Here is a 15800-nt window from a genome sequence, read left to right as displayed (position 1 = left end):
GCCGGAATAACCGGCCCGTAACGATAGTGCAGGCGCGGGAGGCTTATTTCCCGGCCTGTGAATGACGAGCGAGTTACTTGTGACGCTGACGCAAATTATTGATCACCGCGCTCAGGTCTAACTGCTGGTCCTGCAGCAGAACCAGCAGGTGATAGATCAGGTCTGACGCTTCGTTGGTCAGCTCGAACCGATCGTTGACGGTTGCTGCCAGCGCAGTTTCCACGCCTTCTTCTCCTACTTTCTGCGCGATACGCTTGGTACCGCTGGCGTAGAGGCTGGCTGTATAGGAGCTTTTCGGATCGGCATGCTTACGCTCAGCCAGCAGTTGTTCCAGCTGGTAAAGGAACGTCCAGTCCGGGGCCGCAGGCGAGAAGCAGCTAGACGTCCCCAGATGGCAGGTTGGGCCAACAGGATTGACCAGCACCAGCAGCGTGTCGTTATCGCAGTCCGGCGTGATGCTGACCACGTTAAGGTAATGCTCAGACGTTTCGCCTTTGGTCCAAAGACGCTGTTTGGTGCGTGACCAGAAGGTGACCTTTCCGGTGTCCAGCGTCTTCTGCAGCGCTTCTTCGTTCATATAACCGTGCATCAGCACTTCGCCAGAAACGGCATGTTGCACAATGGCCGGCATCATGCCGTCGGTTTTTACCCAGTCCAGCTGGGCCAGCTGTTGTTCTGTTAACACGCGCGAATCTCCACACCTTTTTCGATCAGGAACGTTTTCAGCTCGCCAATATTGATAATCTGCTTATGGAAGACGGAAGCTGCCAGCGCACCATCCACATCTGCATCGCGGAACGCCTCATGGAAGTGGTCCATGGTGCCTGCGCCGCCGGAAGCGATCAGCGGCACTTTGCAGACCTCACGCACCTTTTGTAGCTGAATCAGGTCGTAGCCGTTGCGTACGCCATCCTGATTCATCATATTCAGCACAATTTCGCCCGCACCACGCTTTTGCACTTCCTGTACCCAGTCCAGCGTTTCCCAGGTTGTCACTTTCGTGCGGCTTTCGTCACCAGTGTACTGGTTAACGTGATATTTGCCGGTTTCACTGTCATACCAGGTATCAATCCCCACCACGATGCACTGCACGCCAAAGCGGTCGGCCAGGCGGGTGATCAGCTCAGGATCGGCCAGCGCCGGGGAGTTGATGGAAATTTTATCTGCGCCGAAGGAGAGGATTTGTGCAGCGTCTTCCGCCGTTTTGATCCCACCCGCCACGCAGAATGGAATATCAATCACTTCTGCCACGCGCGACACCCAGCTCTTATCCACCACGCGCCCGTCAGAGGAGGCGGTGATGTCATAAAAGACCAGTTCATCAGCCCCCTCCTGCGCATAACGCTGTGCCAGCGGCACAATATCTCCGATGATCTCGTGATTACGGAACTGAACGCCTTTGACCACCTGGCCGTCGCGGACGTCCAGGCAGGGAATTATCCGTTTTGCCAGCATGTTATAGCCTCCGACACGGTGAATTTTCCTTCCAGCAAGGCGCGGCCAACGATCACGCCTTGTGCGCCAGAGCCGCGAAGGGCATTGATATCGGCCAGTGAGCCGATGCCACCGGAAGACTGAAAGGCAATCTCCGGATAACGGGCAGAGACTTCGCGGTACAGCTCAACATTGGAGCCGCTCAGCGTGCCATCGCGGGAGATATCGGTGCAGAGCACATGCTTCAGGCCAAACGGCTTAAACTGTCCAATCACTTCTTCCAGCGTGGCGCCAGCCGCTTCCTGCCAGCCGCTGATCGCCACTTCCTTACGGTTGCTGGCATCGATTCTGACATCCAGCGCCAGCACTATTGCTTCTGCGCCATACTGTCTGAACCAGCTCTGCACTTCTTCCGGCTGTTTAACCGCAGTGGATCCAACCACCACCCGTGTTGCTCCTGCCGCCAACAGAGCTTCCACGTCTTCTTTAGTCCGGATACCGCCGCCAACCTGCACCGGCACGCTGACGCCTGCTAACAGTTTTTTCAGCAATGGGATCTGACGTGCTGCAGGATCTTTCGCGCCGGTCAGGTCAACCAGGTGCAGGATTTCTGCGCCCTGAGCTTCATAATCCTGCAGCCGGGGCAGAGGATCGCTGCCGTAATCACGTTGCTGCCCGTAGTCGCCCTGATGCAGACGCACGACTTTGCCTTCAATCAAATCTAATGCGGGAATAATCATGCCCGTTACATCTCCAGGAAGTTTTTCATCAGCTGTGCGCCAGCCGCGCCGGAACGTTCCGGATGGAACTGCACGCCGAAGAAATTGTCTTTCTGCACCGCAGCGGTAAACGGCTCACCGTAGCTGCATTGCGCGATGGTGTACTCATTCACCGGCATCGCATAGCTGTGAACGAAGTAGAAATAAGATCCGTCCGGGATGCCGCGAAACAGGTGGTTACCGGCTTGCGAGGCGAGCTGGTTCCAGCCCATGTGCGGCAGAGGCAAACCATGGTCATGCATGCGCAATACGGGTTTGTCGATAATGCCGAGTGTCTTCACGCCACCACTTTCATCACTCTCAGAGCCAAGCAGCTGCATGCCGAGGCAGATACCCAACACCGGCTGGGTACAGGCTTTGATCAAATCGACCAGCTCACGCTCCTGTAACTGATCCATCGCCGCCTGAGCCGTGCCCACACCGGGCAGAAAGAGTTTATCCGCCTGCAGCACAATATCCGACTCGCGACTGACCATCGGGTCATAACCCAGACGCTGTATTGCCCACCTCACTGAGGAGAGGTTGGCACAACCGGTATCCAGGATCACCACATTCATTCAGAGCACTCCTTTCGAGCTGGGCAGCGTGTTGCCGTCAACGCGAATCGCCTGGCGCAGGGTGCGGCCAAAGACTTTAAACAGGCTCTCCACGCGGTGATGGTCGTTCTTGCCTTTGGTTTTCAGGTGCAGAGTGCTGGCCATTGAGTAGGAAAGGGAACGGAAAAAGTGTTCGACCATCTCGGTGCTCAGATCGCCCACGCGCTGATAGTTGAATTCAGCTTTGTATTCCAGGTGCGGACGGCCGGAGATATCCAGCGCACAGCGTGCCAGGCACTCATCCATCGGCAGCACGAAGCCAAATCGGCCAATGCCGCGTTTGTCGCCAAGCGCTTTCAGCAACGCTTCACCCAGCGCCAGGCCGGTATCTTCAACCGTGTGGTGATCGTCGATATACAGGTCGCCCTTCACATCGATATTCATGCGGAAACCACCGTGGGTGGCGATCTGGTCGAGCATATGGTCGAAGAAGCCAACGCCGGTGTTGAGCTGGCTGTTGCCCTCGCGATCCAGCCAGACTTCCACGTGGATCTGGGTTTCTTTGGTGTTGCGGTTAACCACTGCGTGGCGGTCGCGTTTGGTCAGCTGCTGACCAATCGTCTGCCAGTTCAGACCTGACTTCGAATAGTGCAGGCCCTGAATGCCCATATTGCTGGCTAATTGCAGATCGGTGGTGCGGTCACCAATCACGTAGCTGTTGGCCGTATCCAGTACGCCTTCGGCCAGCCAGGTGGTAACCATTTTGGTTTTAGGCTTGCGGCAGTCGCAGTTGTCTTCCGGTTTGTGCGGACAAATCAGCACTTCGTCAAACTGGATGCCCTGCGAAGTCAGTACCTGCATCATCAGGTCGTGCGGGCCATCAAAATCTGCCTGCGGGAAGCTGTCGGTGCCCAGTCCATCCTGGTTGGTGATCATCACCAGTTTGAAACCGGCTGTCTGCAGCGCCAGCAGGGTGGGGATGACGTCCGGCTCAAAAGCCAGTTTGTCCATGCGATCCACCTGGAAATTTTCCGGTGGCTCGGAAATGATCGTACCGTCACGATCGATAAAAAGAACTTTCTGGCTCATGCTTGCTCCCTGGAAACGGACGCGCCGGATAAGGTCTGCAGCGCGGAGATAACGCGGTCACACTCTTCAGCGGTACCGACAGTAATGCGCAGACAGCCTGACAGTCCTGGCTGCTTGTTCTGATCACGCAAAATAATGCCCTGATCCCAAAGTGTTTTAAAGACTGTGCTTGCGGCGGTAAACCGCGCAAGGACGTAGTTAGAGTCGCTGTTGTAGACTTCTTCAACAAAATCGCATTTGCGCAGGTCGGCGATCAGCTTCTCACGGTTGGCGATAAGGGTAGCGACGTGTTGCCTCATCAGCGCCAGGCCCTGGTCGCTCAGTGCCTGCCCGGCGATATCGGCCACCGGTGTGGAGAGCGGATAAGGGGCAATTACCTTCATCAGCAGCGCAATCACTTCGGCGTTGGCCAGCGTAAAGCCGCAGCGCAGACCGGCCAGCGCAAAAGCTTTGGAGAGGGTGCGCAGGATCACCAGGTGTGGATACTCTTTCAGCCAGCCAGTCAGTGAAGCCTGCGGGCAGAACTCGATATAGGCTTCATCGGCCACCACCAGCGCTTTACCGCGAGTCATTTCCAGCAGTTGACGAATGTCATCCGGATTGATCACATTACCGGTCGGGTTATTGGGGCTGCAGACATACACAACCTTCACGCCGTCCAGTTTTTCAGCAATAGCAGGCAGATTGAGCTGCCAGTCTTCATGCGCTTCCACCGTGCGGTATTCCACGCCGATAGTTTCCGCACTCACGCTGTACATGCCGTAGGTTGGCGGGCAGAACAACACGGCATCTTTGCCCGGTTCGCAGAAGGCACGGATCAACAGTTCAATCCCTTCATCGGCGCCACGACAGACCAGTACCTGATCGGCAGCCAGGCCAGCATAGGCGGCATAGCGCTCGATAACCCGCTTCGGCTGGCATTCCGGATAGCGATTCAGCGTTTGCTGGCTCAGCTCAAACGGCACGGCCAGCGGATATTCATTAGCGTTCAGCCACACATCGCCATTGCCACCCAGGCGGCGGGCAGACAGATAGGGGGTCAGAGCGCGGACGTTAGCCCGTGCCAGCTCTTCAATCTTGCTACTCATGACTTCTCCTTGAGCGCGGCAACGCGCAGGGTAACGGCATTTTTGTGGGCGGTAAGCTGCTCGGCGGCGGCCAGTATTTCAATCGTCGAAGCCAGATTCATAAAGCCCTGCTGCGAGAGTTCCTGCACCGTCATGCGCTTCTGGAAATCGGCGAGGCCCAGGCTGGAACAGGTCGAAGTAAAGCCATAAGTTGGCAGCACGTGGTTGGTACCGGAAGCATAGTCACCCGCAGATTCCGGAGACCAGTCACCGAGGAACACTGAACCGGCGCTGGTGATACTGTCGACCAGCTCGCGTGCCTTGCGGGTCTGAATAATCAGGTGCTCAGGGCCATAACGGTTGCTGATTTCCACACACTGTTGCAGATCTTTCGCCACGATCAGGCGACTGCTTTCCAGGGCCTTACGCGCGGTTTCCGCACGCGGAAGGGCAGCCAGCTGTTTTTCAACCGCCACGGCGACGGCTTCGGCCATCTCCTGCGAAGGGGTCAGCAGGATCACCTGTGAATCCGGGCCATGTTCGGCCTGAGACAGCAGATCGGAAGCAACAAAATCCGGTGTGGCACCTTCATCGGCAATCACCAGAACTTCAGACGGCCCGGCCGGCATATCAATCGCGGCCCCATCGAGGCGCTGGCTGACCTGGCGTTTGGCTTCGGTGACGTAAGCATTGCCAGGTCCAAAAATTTTGTCGACTTTGGGTACCGATTCCGTGCCCAGTGCCAGAGCAGCAATCGCCTGTGCCCCGCCAACCTGAAACACTTCCTGCACGCCGCACAGCTTAGCTGCGTAGAGAATTTCATCAGCAATCGGCGGTGGCGAACACAGCACAACACGTTTGCAGCCAGCGATGCGGGCTGGGGTTGCCAGCATCAGCACGGTAGAAAACAGCGGTGCAGAGCCACCAGGGATGTACAACCCCACAGAAGCCACCGGACGGGTGATCTGTTGGCAGCGCACGCCTGGCTGGGTTTCAATATCAACCGCTGGCAGTTGCTGTGCCACGTGAAAGGTGTCGATATTGCTCACGGCAACGGCCATCGCCTGCTTAATTTGATCGCCAAGACGCTCGGAGGCGGCAGCGATCTGATCATCCGTCACGCGCAGGGCATCAACCTGCGTTTTATCAAAGGCGGCACTGTAATAACGCAGCGCCTCGTCACCTTCCGCTTTCACCTTGTCCAGGATGCTGCGGACGGTGGCGGTGATATTTTCTGATGCAGAGATCGCCGGACGTGTCAGCAGTGTTTCCTGCTGTTGCGTGCTGCATGCCTGCCAGTCGATGGGGGTCGCGAAGTTGGCCATCTGTTACTCCATCATCTTCTCAATAGGCAGCACGAGAATGGAGCTGGCACCCAGCGCCTTCAGTTTTTCCATCGTTTCCCAGAACAGCGTTTCGCTGCTGACCATGTGCATGGCTACACGGCTCTTGTCGCCAGCCAGTGGCAGCACGGTAGGGCGCTCGGCACCCGGCAGCAGGGAGATGATGTCTTCCAGGCGCTCGCTTGGGGCGTGCAGCATGATGTATTTGGATTCGCGGGCCTGAATCACGCCCTGAATACGGGTCATCAGTTTGTCGATCAGTTCCTGCTTGGCACCCGGCATTTCGCCATCGCGCTGGATCAGACAGGCTTTAGAGCGGTAGATCACTTCCACTTCACGCAGGCCGTTGGCTTCCAGCGTGGCACCGGTCGAAACCAGATCGCAGATGGCGTCGGCGAGACCAGCACGCGGCGCAACTTCAACAGAGCCGTTCAGCAGGCAGGATTTGAAAGCCACGCCCTGTTTGTCGAGATACTTCTTCAACAGGTGAGGATAAGAGGTGGCGATACGGGAATTTTGTAAACATTGTGGCCCGGTATACTCATCGTCAACCGGCATAGCCAGCGACAGGCGGCAGCCGCCAAAATCCAGGCGACGCAGAGTAAGATAACGGGGATCTTCGCCCTGAGCACGACGGGTCAACAGCTCTTCTTCCAGCACGTTTTCACCGATAATGCCCAGATCCACCACGCCATCCATTACCAGGCCCGGGATATCGTCATCACGCACCCGCAAAATATCAATCGGCATGTTCTCAGCAAAGGCAATCAGGCGCTGCTGTTGCAGGTTAATTTTGATCCCGCAGCGGGCCAGCAATTCGCGTGAGTCATCACTTAAACGACCGGATTTCTGCATAGCTATGCGTAAACGTGTGTTATCTAACATCGGTACTAATCCTCTTTTCCTGTGACCTGATGGGCTCAGCAGTTCATCCATTGCGGGCCGGACAACAGTCCAAAAAAAAGCCCCCGGAAGGTGATCTTCCGGGGGCTTCTCTTGCGTTCTGCACCACTGGAAGATCCTAAACGTCTTCCAGCACACATCGCCTGAAAGACTAGTCAGGATGATGGTGATGATGGTGGTTGAATTGAACGCGAGTCATAAAATTCTCTTGGATGAATGTCTATTCATATCGTGAGGAATAACCTAACCAGGATGAGTGCAGCGCGCAACCCTTTTTTGTCAATGATGTAAGATTCTCTCACCATCGGTCGGTTGTTACTGACAAAAGGCTGGCGTAGTTTTAAGGCTAAAGTACGGAACGTCACAGGAGTCACGGGATGAAAAGAGTTGCGATAGTCGGGTTAGGCTGGTTGGGCATGCCGCTGGGATTAGCACTGACCGCGCGAGGCTGGCAGGTTACTGGCAGCAAAACGACAGAAGATGGCGTGGAAGCCGCGAGAATGTGCGGGATTGAAAGCTACTGTCTGACGCTGACGCCTGAACTGATTTGTGAACCTGACGATCTCAGTGCGTTGCTGAATGTGGATGCGCTGGTGATCACGCTGCCTGCCAGCCGCACGGCTGCTGGTGGCGAGAATTATCTTCTGGCGGTACAGCAAATAGTCGACAGCGCTCTGGCTTTCGATATCCCACGAATTATCTTCACCAGTTCGACTTCTGTCTATGGCAGTGGAGCAGGGGTGATGAAAGAGAGCAGCCTGCTTGAGCCGGTCACGGAAGCGGGAAAGACGCTGAAGGAGCTGGAAGCCTGGCTGCATCATCTGCCGGGTACCTCCGTGGATATCCTGCGCCTTTCAGGGCTGGTGGGGCCAGAGCGCCACCCGGGCCGCTTCCTGGCGGGGAAAACCGATGTGGCCGACGGCAGTCATGGCGTGAACCTGGTGCATCTGGAAGATGTGGTTGAGGCAATTACGCTGCTGCTGCAAACCCCTCAGGGCGGCCATATCTACAACCTCAGTGCGCCTGAGCATCCAGCCCGGCAGGATTTCTATCCTGCTGTTGCCCGGCAATTGGGCCTGGAAGCGCCTGTTTTTCGGTCTGAAGAGGGGGGCAGAGAAGGAAAGATTATTGATGGCAGTAAGATCTGTAGCGAGCTGGGGTTTGTTTATCAGTATCCTGATCCGGCCAAGATGCCTTTGAAATAAGCCCGGTTGGCATCGACCAAACAGGCTTTAACGGATACGTAGTATACAGGGATGCAAATTTTGCTGTTGTTCAAACCCCCAACCGATCCCTCAGCGAATACCAGGCAGCGCCGATAGCCGTCAGTGGGACACGGAAACGGCGGCCGCCAGGGAAGGGCAGGTGAGGAAGTTTCGCGAAAGCATCAAAGCGTTGCGGGTTGCCCTTCAGCGCTTCGGTAACCAGTTTTCCGGCCAGATGAGTAAAAGTCACCCCATGCCCGCTGTCGCCCTGAATATAGAACACGCCATTTTCCAGCCGTCCAATCTGCGGCATTCTTGAGAGCGTCAGCAGGAAATTGCCGCTCCATGCGTAATCGAATTTGATCCCTGCCAGCAATGGGAAAGTTTTAAGCAGCTTTGGCCGGATCAATCGATCGATGTCTTCCGGCTCACGTGCACCATAAATCACGCCGCCGCCGTACAGTAGTCGGTTATCCGCCGTCAGACGAAAGTAATCGAGCAGATAATTACAATCTTCCACGCAGCGATTGTTGGGTAATAAGGTCAGTGCCTTGTCGGCTGACAGTGGCTCAGTAGTGATAATTTGCGACCCACAGGGAATGCTCATTCGTGTCAATCTGGGTTCAAGATGAGGTGCAAGATAGGCGTTTCCGGCGAAAATAACGAATTTTGCTGAAACATTGCCCTTTGCGGTGCTTACCTGATGAGAATGGCCGTAGGTTACTGAAGTGACCTCTGATTGCTCGTAAATCCGTCCGCCGTGACGCCTGACAGCTTCAGCCTCGCCCAATGCCAGATTCAGCGGATGGATATGGCCGCCGCTGTGATCCAACAGGCCACCAACGTAGCGATCGCTGGCAATCTCTCTTTTGATGCCGGTCTGATCGAGGATCTCCAGCTGATTATTGCCATACTGTTGCCAGCGCTTATGCTGATCTTTCAGGTGTTGCAGCTGAGGTTTATTAAGGGCGGCAAATATTCCTCCGGGTCGGTAATCACAGTCGATAGCATAACGTTTAATTCGATCGCGAATCACCTCCGCACCCTCAAACATCATGCTGCCCAACAGGCTGGCACTCTCCTTGCCATAACGCTGCTCAATGACATCCACATCCCGACTGTAGGAGTTCACCACCTGGCCGCCATTGCGACCGCTGGCCCCGAACCCCACTTTAGCCGCCTCCAGCACCACCACGTCGTAACCCGCTTCGGTCAGATACAGCGCAGATGAAAGGCCGGTGAAACCGCCGCCAATAATGCACACATCGCACTGGATGCTGTCATTAAGCTGTGGCCAGGGAGCGTGAGGATTAGCTGTTGCGGCATAGTAGCTCTTCACATGTTCCATATCTCCCTCCATGTAATTATCTCCGGTCAGAAGGTGGCCGGAGTATGCGCACTGACAATCCGGCACAGGTGTGCCGAAGAATTGGTGAAGCTGTGGGGATTGCCGGTATTAATAACGTAACTTTGCCCGGCCTTCAGGTGATAGCTCTGACCGCTGATGGTCAGCGTGATTTGCCCTTCCAGCAGCGTGCCGGTCTCTTCGCCCTGGTGGCGAATTTTTTCGCCGGTTGTCGCGCCAGGCTCATAAGTCTCCAGCATCATCGCCAGCGTTCGCTCCGGATTACCGTTATGAATTAACCTTAATGACACGCCCTGGCTGCCAATATCAATCAGCTCATGCTCGTCAATTACCACTTTTGGCGTTTCCACCTTTACCGGCTCGGAGAAAAATTCGGAGAGTGAGAGACCATAAACCTTCAGTAACTTCTGTAACGTGCTCACTGCAGGACTGACTTTATCCTGTTCTATAGTGCTGATAGCACTGTGTGTCAGGCCGGAGAGTTCCGCGACACGCCGCTGTGACAATCCCATCTGTTGCCGGATTTCCGATAAACGTCGTCCGGGAGCCAGAGTGGCTTCGCTCATAGCCGTATTTCCTTCTGATGCCGGTAGCAGGCGTGGATAAACCCATCGAACAGCAGGCGGGACAAGGCAGACGTGTCGCTTTGCCACTCGGGGTGCCATTGCACCGCAAGGGCAAAAGGATGTTGCTGCAGGCTGACGGCTTCAATCAGCCCATCTGCGGCGCGAGCTTCGATACGTAGTGGAGAGCCGAGTGAGCGGATCCCCTGTTGGTGAAGCGAATTAACCCAGAACTTTTTGCATCCTTCGACCAGTTCGGACAGCAGGCCATCTGGTTCAACATAGACCTCATGGGAAGGGGAGTACTGTTGGTCGAGGGGGAGTTCCTCATCTTCCCGATGCTCCTGAAAACCGGGAACGGTATGCAACTGGCGGTGAAGGGTACCGCCCGTGGCTACCACAAGTTCCTGTAAGCCGCGGCAGATGGCCAGAACAGGCATTCTCTTTTCGGTGGCCGCCTTTATTAAGGCAAGCGCCAGAGTGTCACGCCCGGGATCGGCATAGTCCTCAACGCCTTCTTCACCGTAGTGATGCGGTTCGATATTGCTCGGACTGCCGGTCAGCAGAATGCCGTCCAGCGGAGTCATAGCAATTTCCAATAGTTCGGGTGAGGACATCAAACCCTGAGGTAAAGCGAGAGGAACACCACCTGCCAGCAGAATGGCTTCAAGGTACTTGTCGTGCACCATCTGTGTAGGATGGCCACTCTTGTCAATCTGACACATTACTACGCCAATCAAGGGCTTGTTAAAAATATTGCCCATTCATTTACTCCCCGCGTTGTTCAATATATCAACCAGAAAAGATGCCAGAGACGCAATTTTGTGCAATTTATTTTCAATCTACCAACGGTCCGCTTAATATTCAAACGGATTTGGTGGCAAAATAAACTTGAATGTAACATTTGATCCCTTTTTGTGTTGGCGCTATGTTAGAAATGTGGCTGTTATTTTGAGCAACGCACAACGACTAACGAAGCGGGTGAGATCATGACTAATCTTGTAGAAGTAGAAGACTTCACGAGGCACAGTGAAGAGAAACGAACCAGCGCGTTCCAGCATGAAGTGCACGCTTATCTGGAACGCCACCCTGAAACGCAGTATGTCGATATCCTTCTCAACGATTTAAACGGTGTCTTTCGCGGTAAGCGCATTCCCGTCGCTAGTCTCCTCAAGCTGGAAAAAGGCTGCTATTTCCCCGCCTCAGTGTTCGCCATGGATATCCTCGGCAACACCGTAGAAGAAGCCGGTTTAGGCCAGGCGCTGGGGGAACCTGATAATATCTGTATTCCCGTCGAAGGCACGCTTATCCCTTCTGCCGCCGACCCTCAACATCTGGCGCAGGTCTTGCTGACCATGCGCAATCAAGATGGTACTCCCTTTGACGTTGAACCCCGGAACGTGCTGAATCACCTGTGGCAGCAATTGCGCAACAGGGGACTGTTTCCGGTGGTAGCGGTAGAGCTGGAGTTCTATCTGGTCGATAAAAAGCGTGATCCGGAGGGCTATATTCAGCCGCCGTGCGCGCCGGGTAGCGACGAACGAAACATGCAGAGCCAGGTCTATTCCGTCGATAATCTTGACCACTTTGCCGACGTGCTGAGTGATATCGACGCGCTGGCAAGAAAGCAGGGCATTCCTGCTGATGGTGCGCTGGCGGAAGCCTCTCCCGGACAGTTCGAAATCAACCTGCATCATACCCGTAACGTGCTCAGCGCCTGCGATCACGCTATCCAGCTTAAACGTCTTGTCCGTCAGGTTGCTGAGAACCACGGTATGAACGCCACGTTTATGGCCAAGCCTTACGAGGAGTATGCCGGTAGCGGGATGCACGTGCATGTCAGCATGCTGGATGCGGCGGACCACAACGCTTTTATCACCGATGACGGCAGCGATTCGCCGTTGCTGAAAAGGGCGCTGGCCGGGATGATTGACCTGATGCCTGCCTCAATGGCGCTGCTGGCGCCAAACGTTAATGCTTACCGCCGTTTCCTGCCGGAGGCTTTTGTGCCATTGCAGGCTTCCTGGGGGCATAACAACCGTACTGTGGCTTTGCGGATTCCCTGTGGTGATTTTGACAATCATCGTGTGGAGTATCGTGTGGCGGGAGCGGATGCAAACCCCTATCTGGTGGTGGCGGCTATTCTTGCAGGTATTCTGCATGGTATCGACAACCAGCTGCCTCTTCCACCTGCGGTGAAAGGCAATGGACATGAAGCTGATGGCAATCCTCTACCGATCCGCCAGAGCGATGCTCTTTATGAATTTGAGCAGAGCTACCCGATGCAAAAGTTACTGGGTGAGCGTTTCGGTTTTGTCTGGCACAGCTGCAAGCATCATGAACTGATGCATTTTGAACGGCTGATCACCGCCACGGAAATCGACTGGATGCTGAAAAACGCCTGATCCCGGAGAAGACTCATGACGCAATCGAACCAGCAGTGGCAGGCAAGACGGGAAGCAGCGGTGACGCCCGGCGTGGGGAACTCCCTGCAAGTTTATGTTCAGAAGGCATTAAATGCTGAGCTTTGGGATGTGGAAGGGAAGCGCTACATCGATTTCGCCTCCGGGATTGCGGTGGTCAATACCGGGCATAATCATCCCAAAGTCATTCAGGCCGTAGCGGCCCAGCTTGAATGCTTTACGCATCCCTGCTTTCAGGTCACGCCTTATGGCAGCTACGTCGAACTGGCTGAGAAATTAAACGCGCTGGTGCCGATTAAGGAGGCCACTCAGACGCTGCTGATGTCCACAGGTGCGGAGGCCGTGGAGAACGCCATCAAGGTCGCGAGGATTGCGACCGGCCGGAGTGCGGTTATCGCCTTTCGCGGCGGCTTTCATGGGCGCACGCTGTTGGGGATGGCACTGACCGGAAAAGTGCAGCCTTATAAAAAAGGTTACGGGCCGTTCCCCGGCGGGATTTTCCACGCGCCCTATCCTTCAGCTTACCTCGGCATCACTGAAACGCAGTCAATCGCTGCGCTAGAGGGGATCTTTGCAGCTGATGTGGCACCCGATGACGTTGCTGCGATTATTATCGAGCCTGTGCAGGGCGAGGGCGGATTCTATGCGGCTCAGGCCAGCTTCCTGCAGAAGTTGCGTCAATTGTGTGAAGAGCACGGCATCGTGCTGATTGCTGATGAAATTCAGAGCGGCTTCTGCCGTACCGGCAAAACGTTTGCTATCGAGCACAGCGGCGTGGAGCCGGATATTGTCACGATGGCAAAAAGCCTGGCCGGGGGATTCCCGCTTTCTGCCGTTGTCGGCCGGAAATCACTGATGGAGCGCGCGCAGGCTGGTGGACTGGGCGGCACCTACGCCGGATCGCCGATTAGCATTGCTGCCGCGCTGGCAGTCATTGGATTAATTGATGATGAACAGCTGAACAACAAAGCGCAGCAGCAGGGGGAATGGGTGGTGAATTATTTGCACCACCTGGCGGAAGAGTTCGACTGCATTGGCGAAATCCGTGGCCTGGGAGCAATGGTGGCGATGGAGCTGGTGGCAGGGAGGGATCGTAACAAACCCGCGAAAGAACTGACTCAGGCGCTGGTGCAGGAAGCCGGGCGTCAGGGGCTGGTTCTACTCTCATGCGGTGTGCGCGCCAACGTTATCCGCTTTCTTATCCCTTTGACTGCAAGTAAAGAAATTGTCTCTGAAGGTCTTAACCTCTTGTCTTCTTCCCTTCGTGTAGTGCAGAATATGCCCCCTGCAAAATGATATCCATAACCGACGCTTATAATGCGCCGGTTATTTTTTTGGCTGAAAACATAATCGCATCCAAGAGGCCGGTCCGAAACCGGATAGATACACGCTTTAAACACACTAACGTGTCTTTTTGAGGAAAAGAAAGATGGGGCAACACTTCATTACTCCGGCTGCCGCCGGCAAGCACCTGCGTGACGACTACGGCGCCGCGGCAGGTTATACCTTCACTCCCGCCTGCCAGTTCGTTACCCCAATCAAAAAGAACGCTCGCAATTTGCGAAGTTTCCCTGTGGTTCAACCCAGAAAGGTTGACTCTATGGGGAGGCTGAATCATGTCGCTTAATCCTCAGACTTCTGCGGCCCAGCCGCGCGCTCAGCTGAAAAAATCGCTGACCCTGCTGCCTGTAGTTATGATGGGCCTGGCCTATATGCAGCCAATGACCCTGTTTGATACCTTTGGCATCGTCTCTGGCCTGACCGATGGTCACGTGGCCACGGCCTATGCTTTCGCGTTGATCGCGATCCTTTTTACTGCTCTGAGCTATGGCAAGCTGGTACGCCGCTTCCCGTCTGCCGGCTCGGCGTATACCTATGCTCAGAAGGCCATCAGTCCGCACGTCGGATTTATGGTTGGCTGGTCGTCGCTGCTGGACTATCTGTTCATGCCGATGATCAATATCCTGCTGGCAAAAATTTATTTTGAAGCGCTGGTGCCGGGCATCCCGTCTTGGATTTTTGTGGTGATGCTGGTGGGCTTTATGACCCTTTCAAACCTGAAAGGCATCAAAACCGTGGCCAACTTCAACAGCGTGATTGTAGTGCTGCAGGTGGTGGTGATGGTGGCCATCATGGCGATGGTCATTTATGGCGTCGCTCACGGCGAAGGTGCCGGCACGCTGGTCAGCAGCAAGCCGTTCTGGTCTGAAAATGCGCATGTGGTACCGATGATCACCGGCGCGACCATACTCTGTTTTTCGTTCCTTGGTTTTGACGGCATCAGCTCGCTGTCTGAAGAGACGAAAGATGCCGGTCGTGTGATCCCGAAAGCCATCTTCCTGACAGCCCTGATTGGGGGGGTGATCTTTGTTGTGGTGTCCTACTTCCTGCAACTGTACTTCCCGGACATCTCACGCTTTAAAGATCCGGATGCATCACAGCCGGAAATCATGCTTTACGTGGCGGGCAAAGCCTTCCAGTTTGGCATCCTGATATTCTCCTGCGTAACCGTTCTGGCATCTGGTATGGCTGCACATGCGGGCGTATCACGCCTGATGTATGTGATGGGCCGTGATGGTGTGTTCCCGGAGCGTTTCTTCGGCTACATTCATCCCAAATGGCGTACTCCGGCGCTGAACGTGTTACTGGTGGGCGTGATTGCGCTGTCTTCGATCACCTTCGATCTGGTTACCGCGACAGCGCTGATCAACTTCGGTGCGCTGGTGGCCTTCACCTTTGTGAACCTGTCGGTGATTTCACAGTTCTGGATCCGTGAAGGGCGCAACAAAACTCTGAAAGACAACTTCAACTTTCTGCTGCTGCCGCTGTGCGGCGCGCTGACGGTGGGAGCGTTGTGGATTAACCTGGAAGAGAGCTCGATGATCCTCGGCCTGGTGTGGGGCACGATTGGCCTGATCTATCTGGCATTCGTTACCCGCAGTTTCCGCAACCCGGTGCCGCAGTGTACTGAAGAGCCGATGTAAGCTTCAGGGTATACTTTATATTCTCAGGCTGGCCATTTTCCATGGCCAGCCTTTTTTACAGGTCTTCTGCGCATTCCCGATGAAAATCGGTAAAATTTATTCACAACA

17 protein-coding genes and 1 other annotated feature are annotated in these 15800 nt (G+C 55.1%); of the genes, 4 read left to right on the top strand and 13 right to left on the bottom strand.

The window, feature by feature from the left end; all coding sequences use genetic code 11:
* Positions 1–73 precede the first annotated feature (73 nt).
* The 9 genes from hisIE to hisL form a co-directional block, all read right to left on the bottom strand.
* Positions 74–685: a bifunctional phosphoribosyl-AMP cyclohydrolase/phosphoribosyl-ATP diphosphatase HisIE gene (hisIE, locus tag GSQ70_RS16365; RefSeq protein ID WP_158783523.1), complete on the bottom strand. Its 612-nt coding sequence runs from the start codon at positions 683–685 to the stop codon at positions 74–76.
* Positions 679–1455 carry an imidazole glycerol phosphate synthase subunit HisF gene (hisF, locus tag GSQ70_RS16360; protein ID WP_158783522.1) on the bottom strand — a complete coding sequence of 259 codons (777 nt, stop codon included), beginning with the start codon at positions 1453–1455 and terminating at the stop codon, positions 679–681. The genes hisIE and hisF overlap by 7 nt, the downstream gene beginning before the upstream one ends.
* Positions 1437–2174, bottom strand: coding sequence for a 1-(5-phosphoribosyl)-5-[(5-phosphoribosylamino)methylideneamino]imidazole-4-carboxamide isomerase (gene hisA / locus GSQ70_RS16355; RefSeq protein ID WP_158783521.1), 738 nt, complete (start codon positions 2172–2174; stop codon positions 1437–1439). The genes hisF and hisA overlap by 19 nt, the downstream gene beginning before the upstream one ends.
* Before the next feature lie 5 nt (positions 2175–2179).
* Positions 2180–2770: an imidazole glycerol phosphate synthase subunit HisH gene (hisH, locus tag GSQ70_RS16350; RefSeq protein WP_158783520.1), complete on the bottom strand. Its 591-nt coding sequence runs from the start codon at positions 2768–2770 to the stop codon at positions 2180–2182.
* Positions 2771–3838, bottom strand: a complete 1068-nt coding sequence (gene hisB / locus GSQ70_RS16345; protein WP_158783519.1) for a bifunctional histidinol-phosphatase/imidazoleglycerol-phosphate dehydratase HisB — start codon at positions 3836–3838, stop codon at positions 2771–2773.
* Positions 3835–4926, bottom strand: coding sequence for a histidinol-phosphate transaminase (gene hisC / locus GSQ70_RS16340; protein WP_158783518.1), 1092 nt, complete (start codon positions 4924–4926; stop codon positions 3835–3837). The genes hisB and hisC overlap by 4 nt, the downstream gene beginning before the upstream one ends.
* A complete protein-coding gene (hisD, locus tag GSQ70_RS16335; protein ID WP_158783517.1) occupies positions 4923–6230 on the bottom strand; it encodes a histidinol dehydrogenase in 1308 nt (435 codons plus the stop codon). The genes hisC and hisD overlap by 4 nt, the downstream gene beginning before the upstream one ends.
* 3 nt (positions 6231–6233) lie before the next feature.
* Positions 6234–7133, bottom strand: coding sequence for an ATP phosphoribosyltransferase (hisG, locus tag GSQ70_RS16330; RefSeq protein WP_158783516.1), 900 nt, complete (start codon positions 7131–7133; stop codon positions 6234–6236).
* A 71-nt stretch (positions 7134–7204) separates the two neighbouring features.
* Positions 7205–7327, bottom strand: a sequence feature (His leader region).
* A complete protein-coding gene (gene hisL / locus GSQ70_RS16325; RefSeq protein ID WP_100396937.1) occupies positions 7303–7350 on the bottom strand; it encodes a his operon leader peptide in 48 nt (15 codons plus the stop codon). Its footprint overlaps the feature before it by 25 nt.
* A gap of 178 nt (positions 7351–7528) precedes the next feature.
* Here hisL and GSQ70_RS16320 point away from each other — a divergent pair, with 178 nt between their 5' ends.
* On the top strand, positions 7529–8356 hold the full coding sequence (locus GSQ70_RS16320; RefSeq protein WP_158783515.1) for an SDR family oxidoreductase: 828 nt from the start codon (positions 7529–7531) through the stop codon (positions 8354–8356).
* Positions 8357–8426: 70 nt separating this feature from the next.
* On the opposite strand, the gene GSQ70_RS16315 is transcribed toward GSQ70_RS16320, so the two are convergent.
* From GSQ70_RS16315 to puuD, 3 genes are read right to left on the bottom strand one after another with little or no spacing between them, the layout of a single operon-like run.
* Positions 8427–9704, bottom strand: coding sequence for an FAD-binding oxidoreductase (locus tag GSQ70_RS16315; RefSeq protein ID WP_158783514.1), 1278 nt, complete (start codon positions 9702–9704; stop codon positions 8427–8429).
* Positions 9705–9730: 26 nt separating this feature from the next.
* Positions 9731–10288 (bottom strand): HTH-type transcriptional regulator PuuR, encoded by a 558-nt coding sequence (gene puuR, locus GSQ70_RS16310; RefSeq protein WP_158783513.1) that lies wholly within the window; start codon positions 10286–10288, stop codon positions 9731–9733.
* The gene (puuD, locus tag GSQ70_RS16305) at positions 10285–11049 is read right to left on the bottom strand and encodes a gamma-glutamyl-gamma-aminobutyrate hydrolase (RefSeq protein ID WP_158783512.1); all 765 of its coding nucleotides are present in this window, start codon (positions 11047–11049) and stop codon (positions 10285–10287) included. The genes puuR and puuD overlap by 4 nt, the downstream gene beginning before the upstream one ends.
* 222 nt (positions 11050–11271) lie before the next feature.
* On the opposite strand from puuD, the gene GSQ70_RS16300 reads away from it, so the two are divergent.
* Together GSQ70_RS16300 and gabT are read left to right on the top strand one after the other, a co-directional pair.
* Positions 11272–12690, top strand: coding sequence for a glutamine synthetase family protein (locus GSQ70_RS16300; RefSeq protein WP_199257337.1), 1419 nt, complete (start codon positions 11272–11274; stop codon positions 12688–12690).
* Between the two features lie 15 nt (positions 12691–12705).
* The gene (gene gabT, locus GSQ70_RS16295; protein ID WP_158783510.1) at positions 12706–14004 is read left to right on the top strand and encodes a 4-aminobutyrate--2-oxoglutarate transaminase; all 1299 of its coding nucleotides are present in this window, start codon (positions 12706–12708) and stop codon (positions 14002–14004) included.
* A gap of 16 nt (positions 14005–14020) precedes the next feature.
* On the opposite strand, the gene GSQ70_RS16290 is transcribed toward gabT, so the two are convergent.
* Positions 14021–14326, bottom strand: a complete 306-nt coding sequence (locus tag GSQ70_RS16290) for a hypothetical protein (RefSeq protein WP_158783509.1) — start codon at positions 14324–14326, stop codon at positions 14021–14023.
* Here GSQ70_RS16290 and GSQ70_RS16285 point away from each other — a divergent pair.
* Positions 14325–15692 carry an APC family permease gene (locus GSQ70_RS16285; protein WP_158783508.1) on the top strand — a complete coding sequence of 456 codons (1368 nt, stop codon included), beginning with the start codon at positions 14325–14327 and terminating at the stop codon, positions 15690–15692. The genes GSQ70_RS16290 and GSQ70_RS16285 overlap by 2 nt on opposite strands.
* The last annotated feature ends 108 nt before the right edge of the window (positions 15693–15800 follow it).

The sequence above is a fragment of the Pantoea sp. BAV 3049 genome, assembly GCF_009765445.1.
Taxonomy (GTDB): domain Bacteria; phylum Pseudomonadota; class Gammaproteobacteria; order Enterobacterales; family Enterobacteriaceae; genus Erwinia.
Note: the sequence above shows the minus strand (reverse complement) of the source record. Positions and strands in the feature narration are given on the sequence as shown.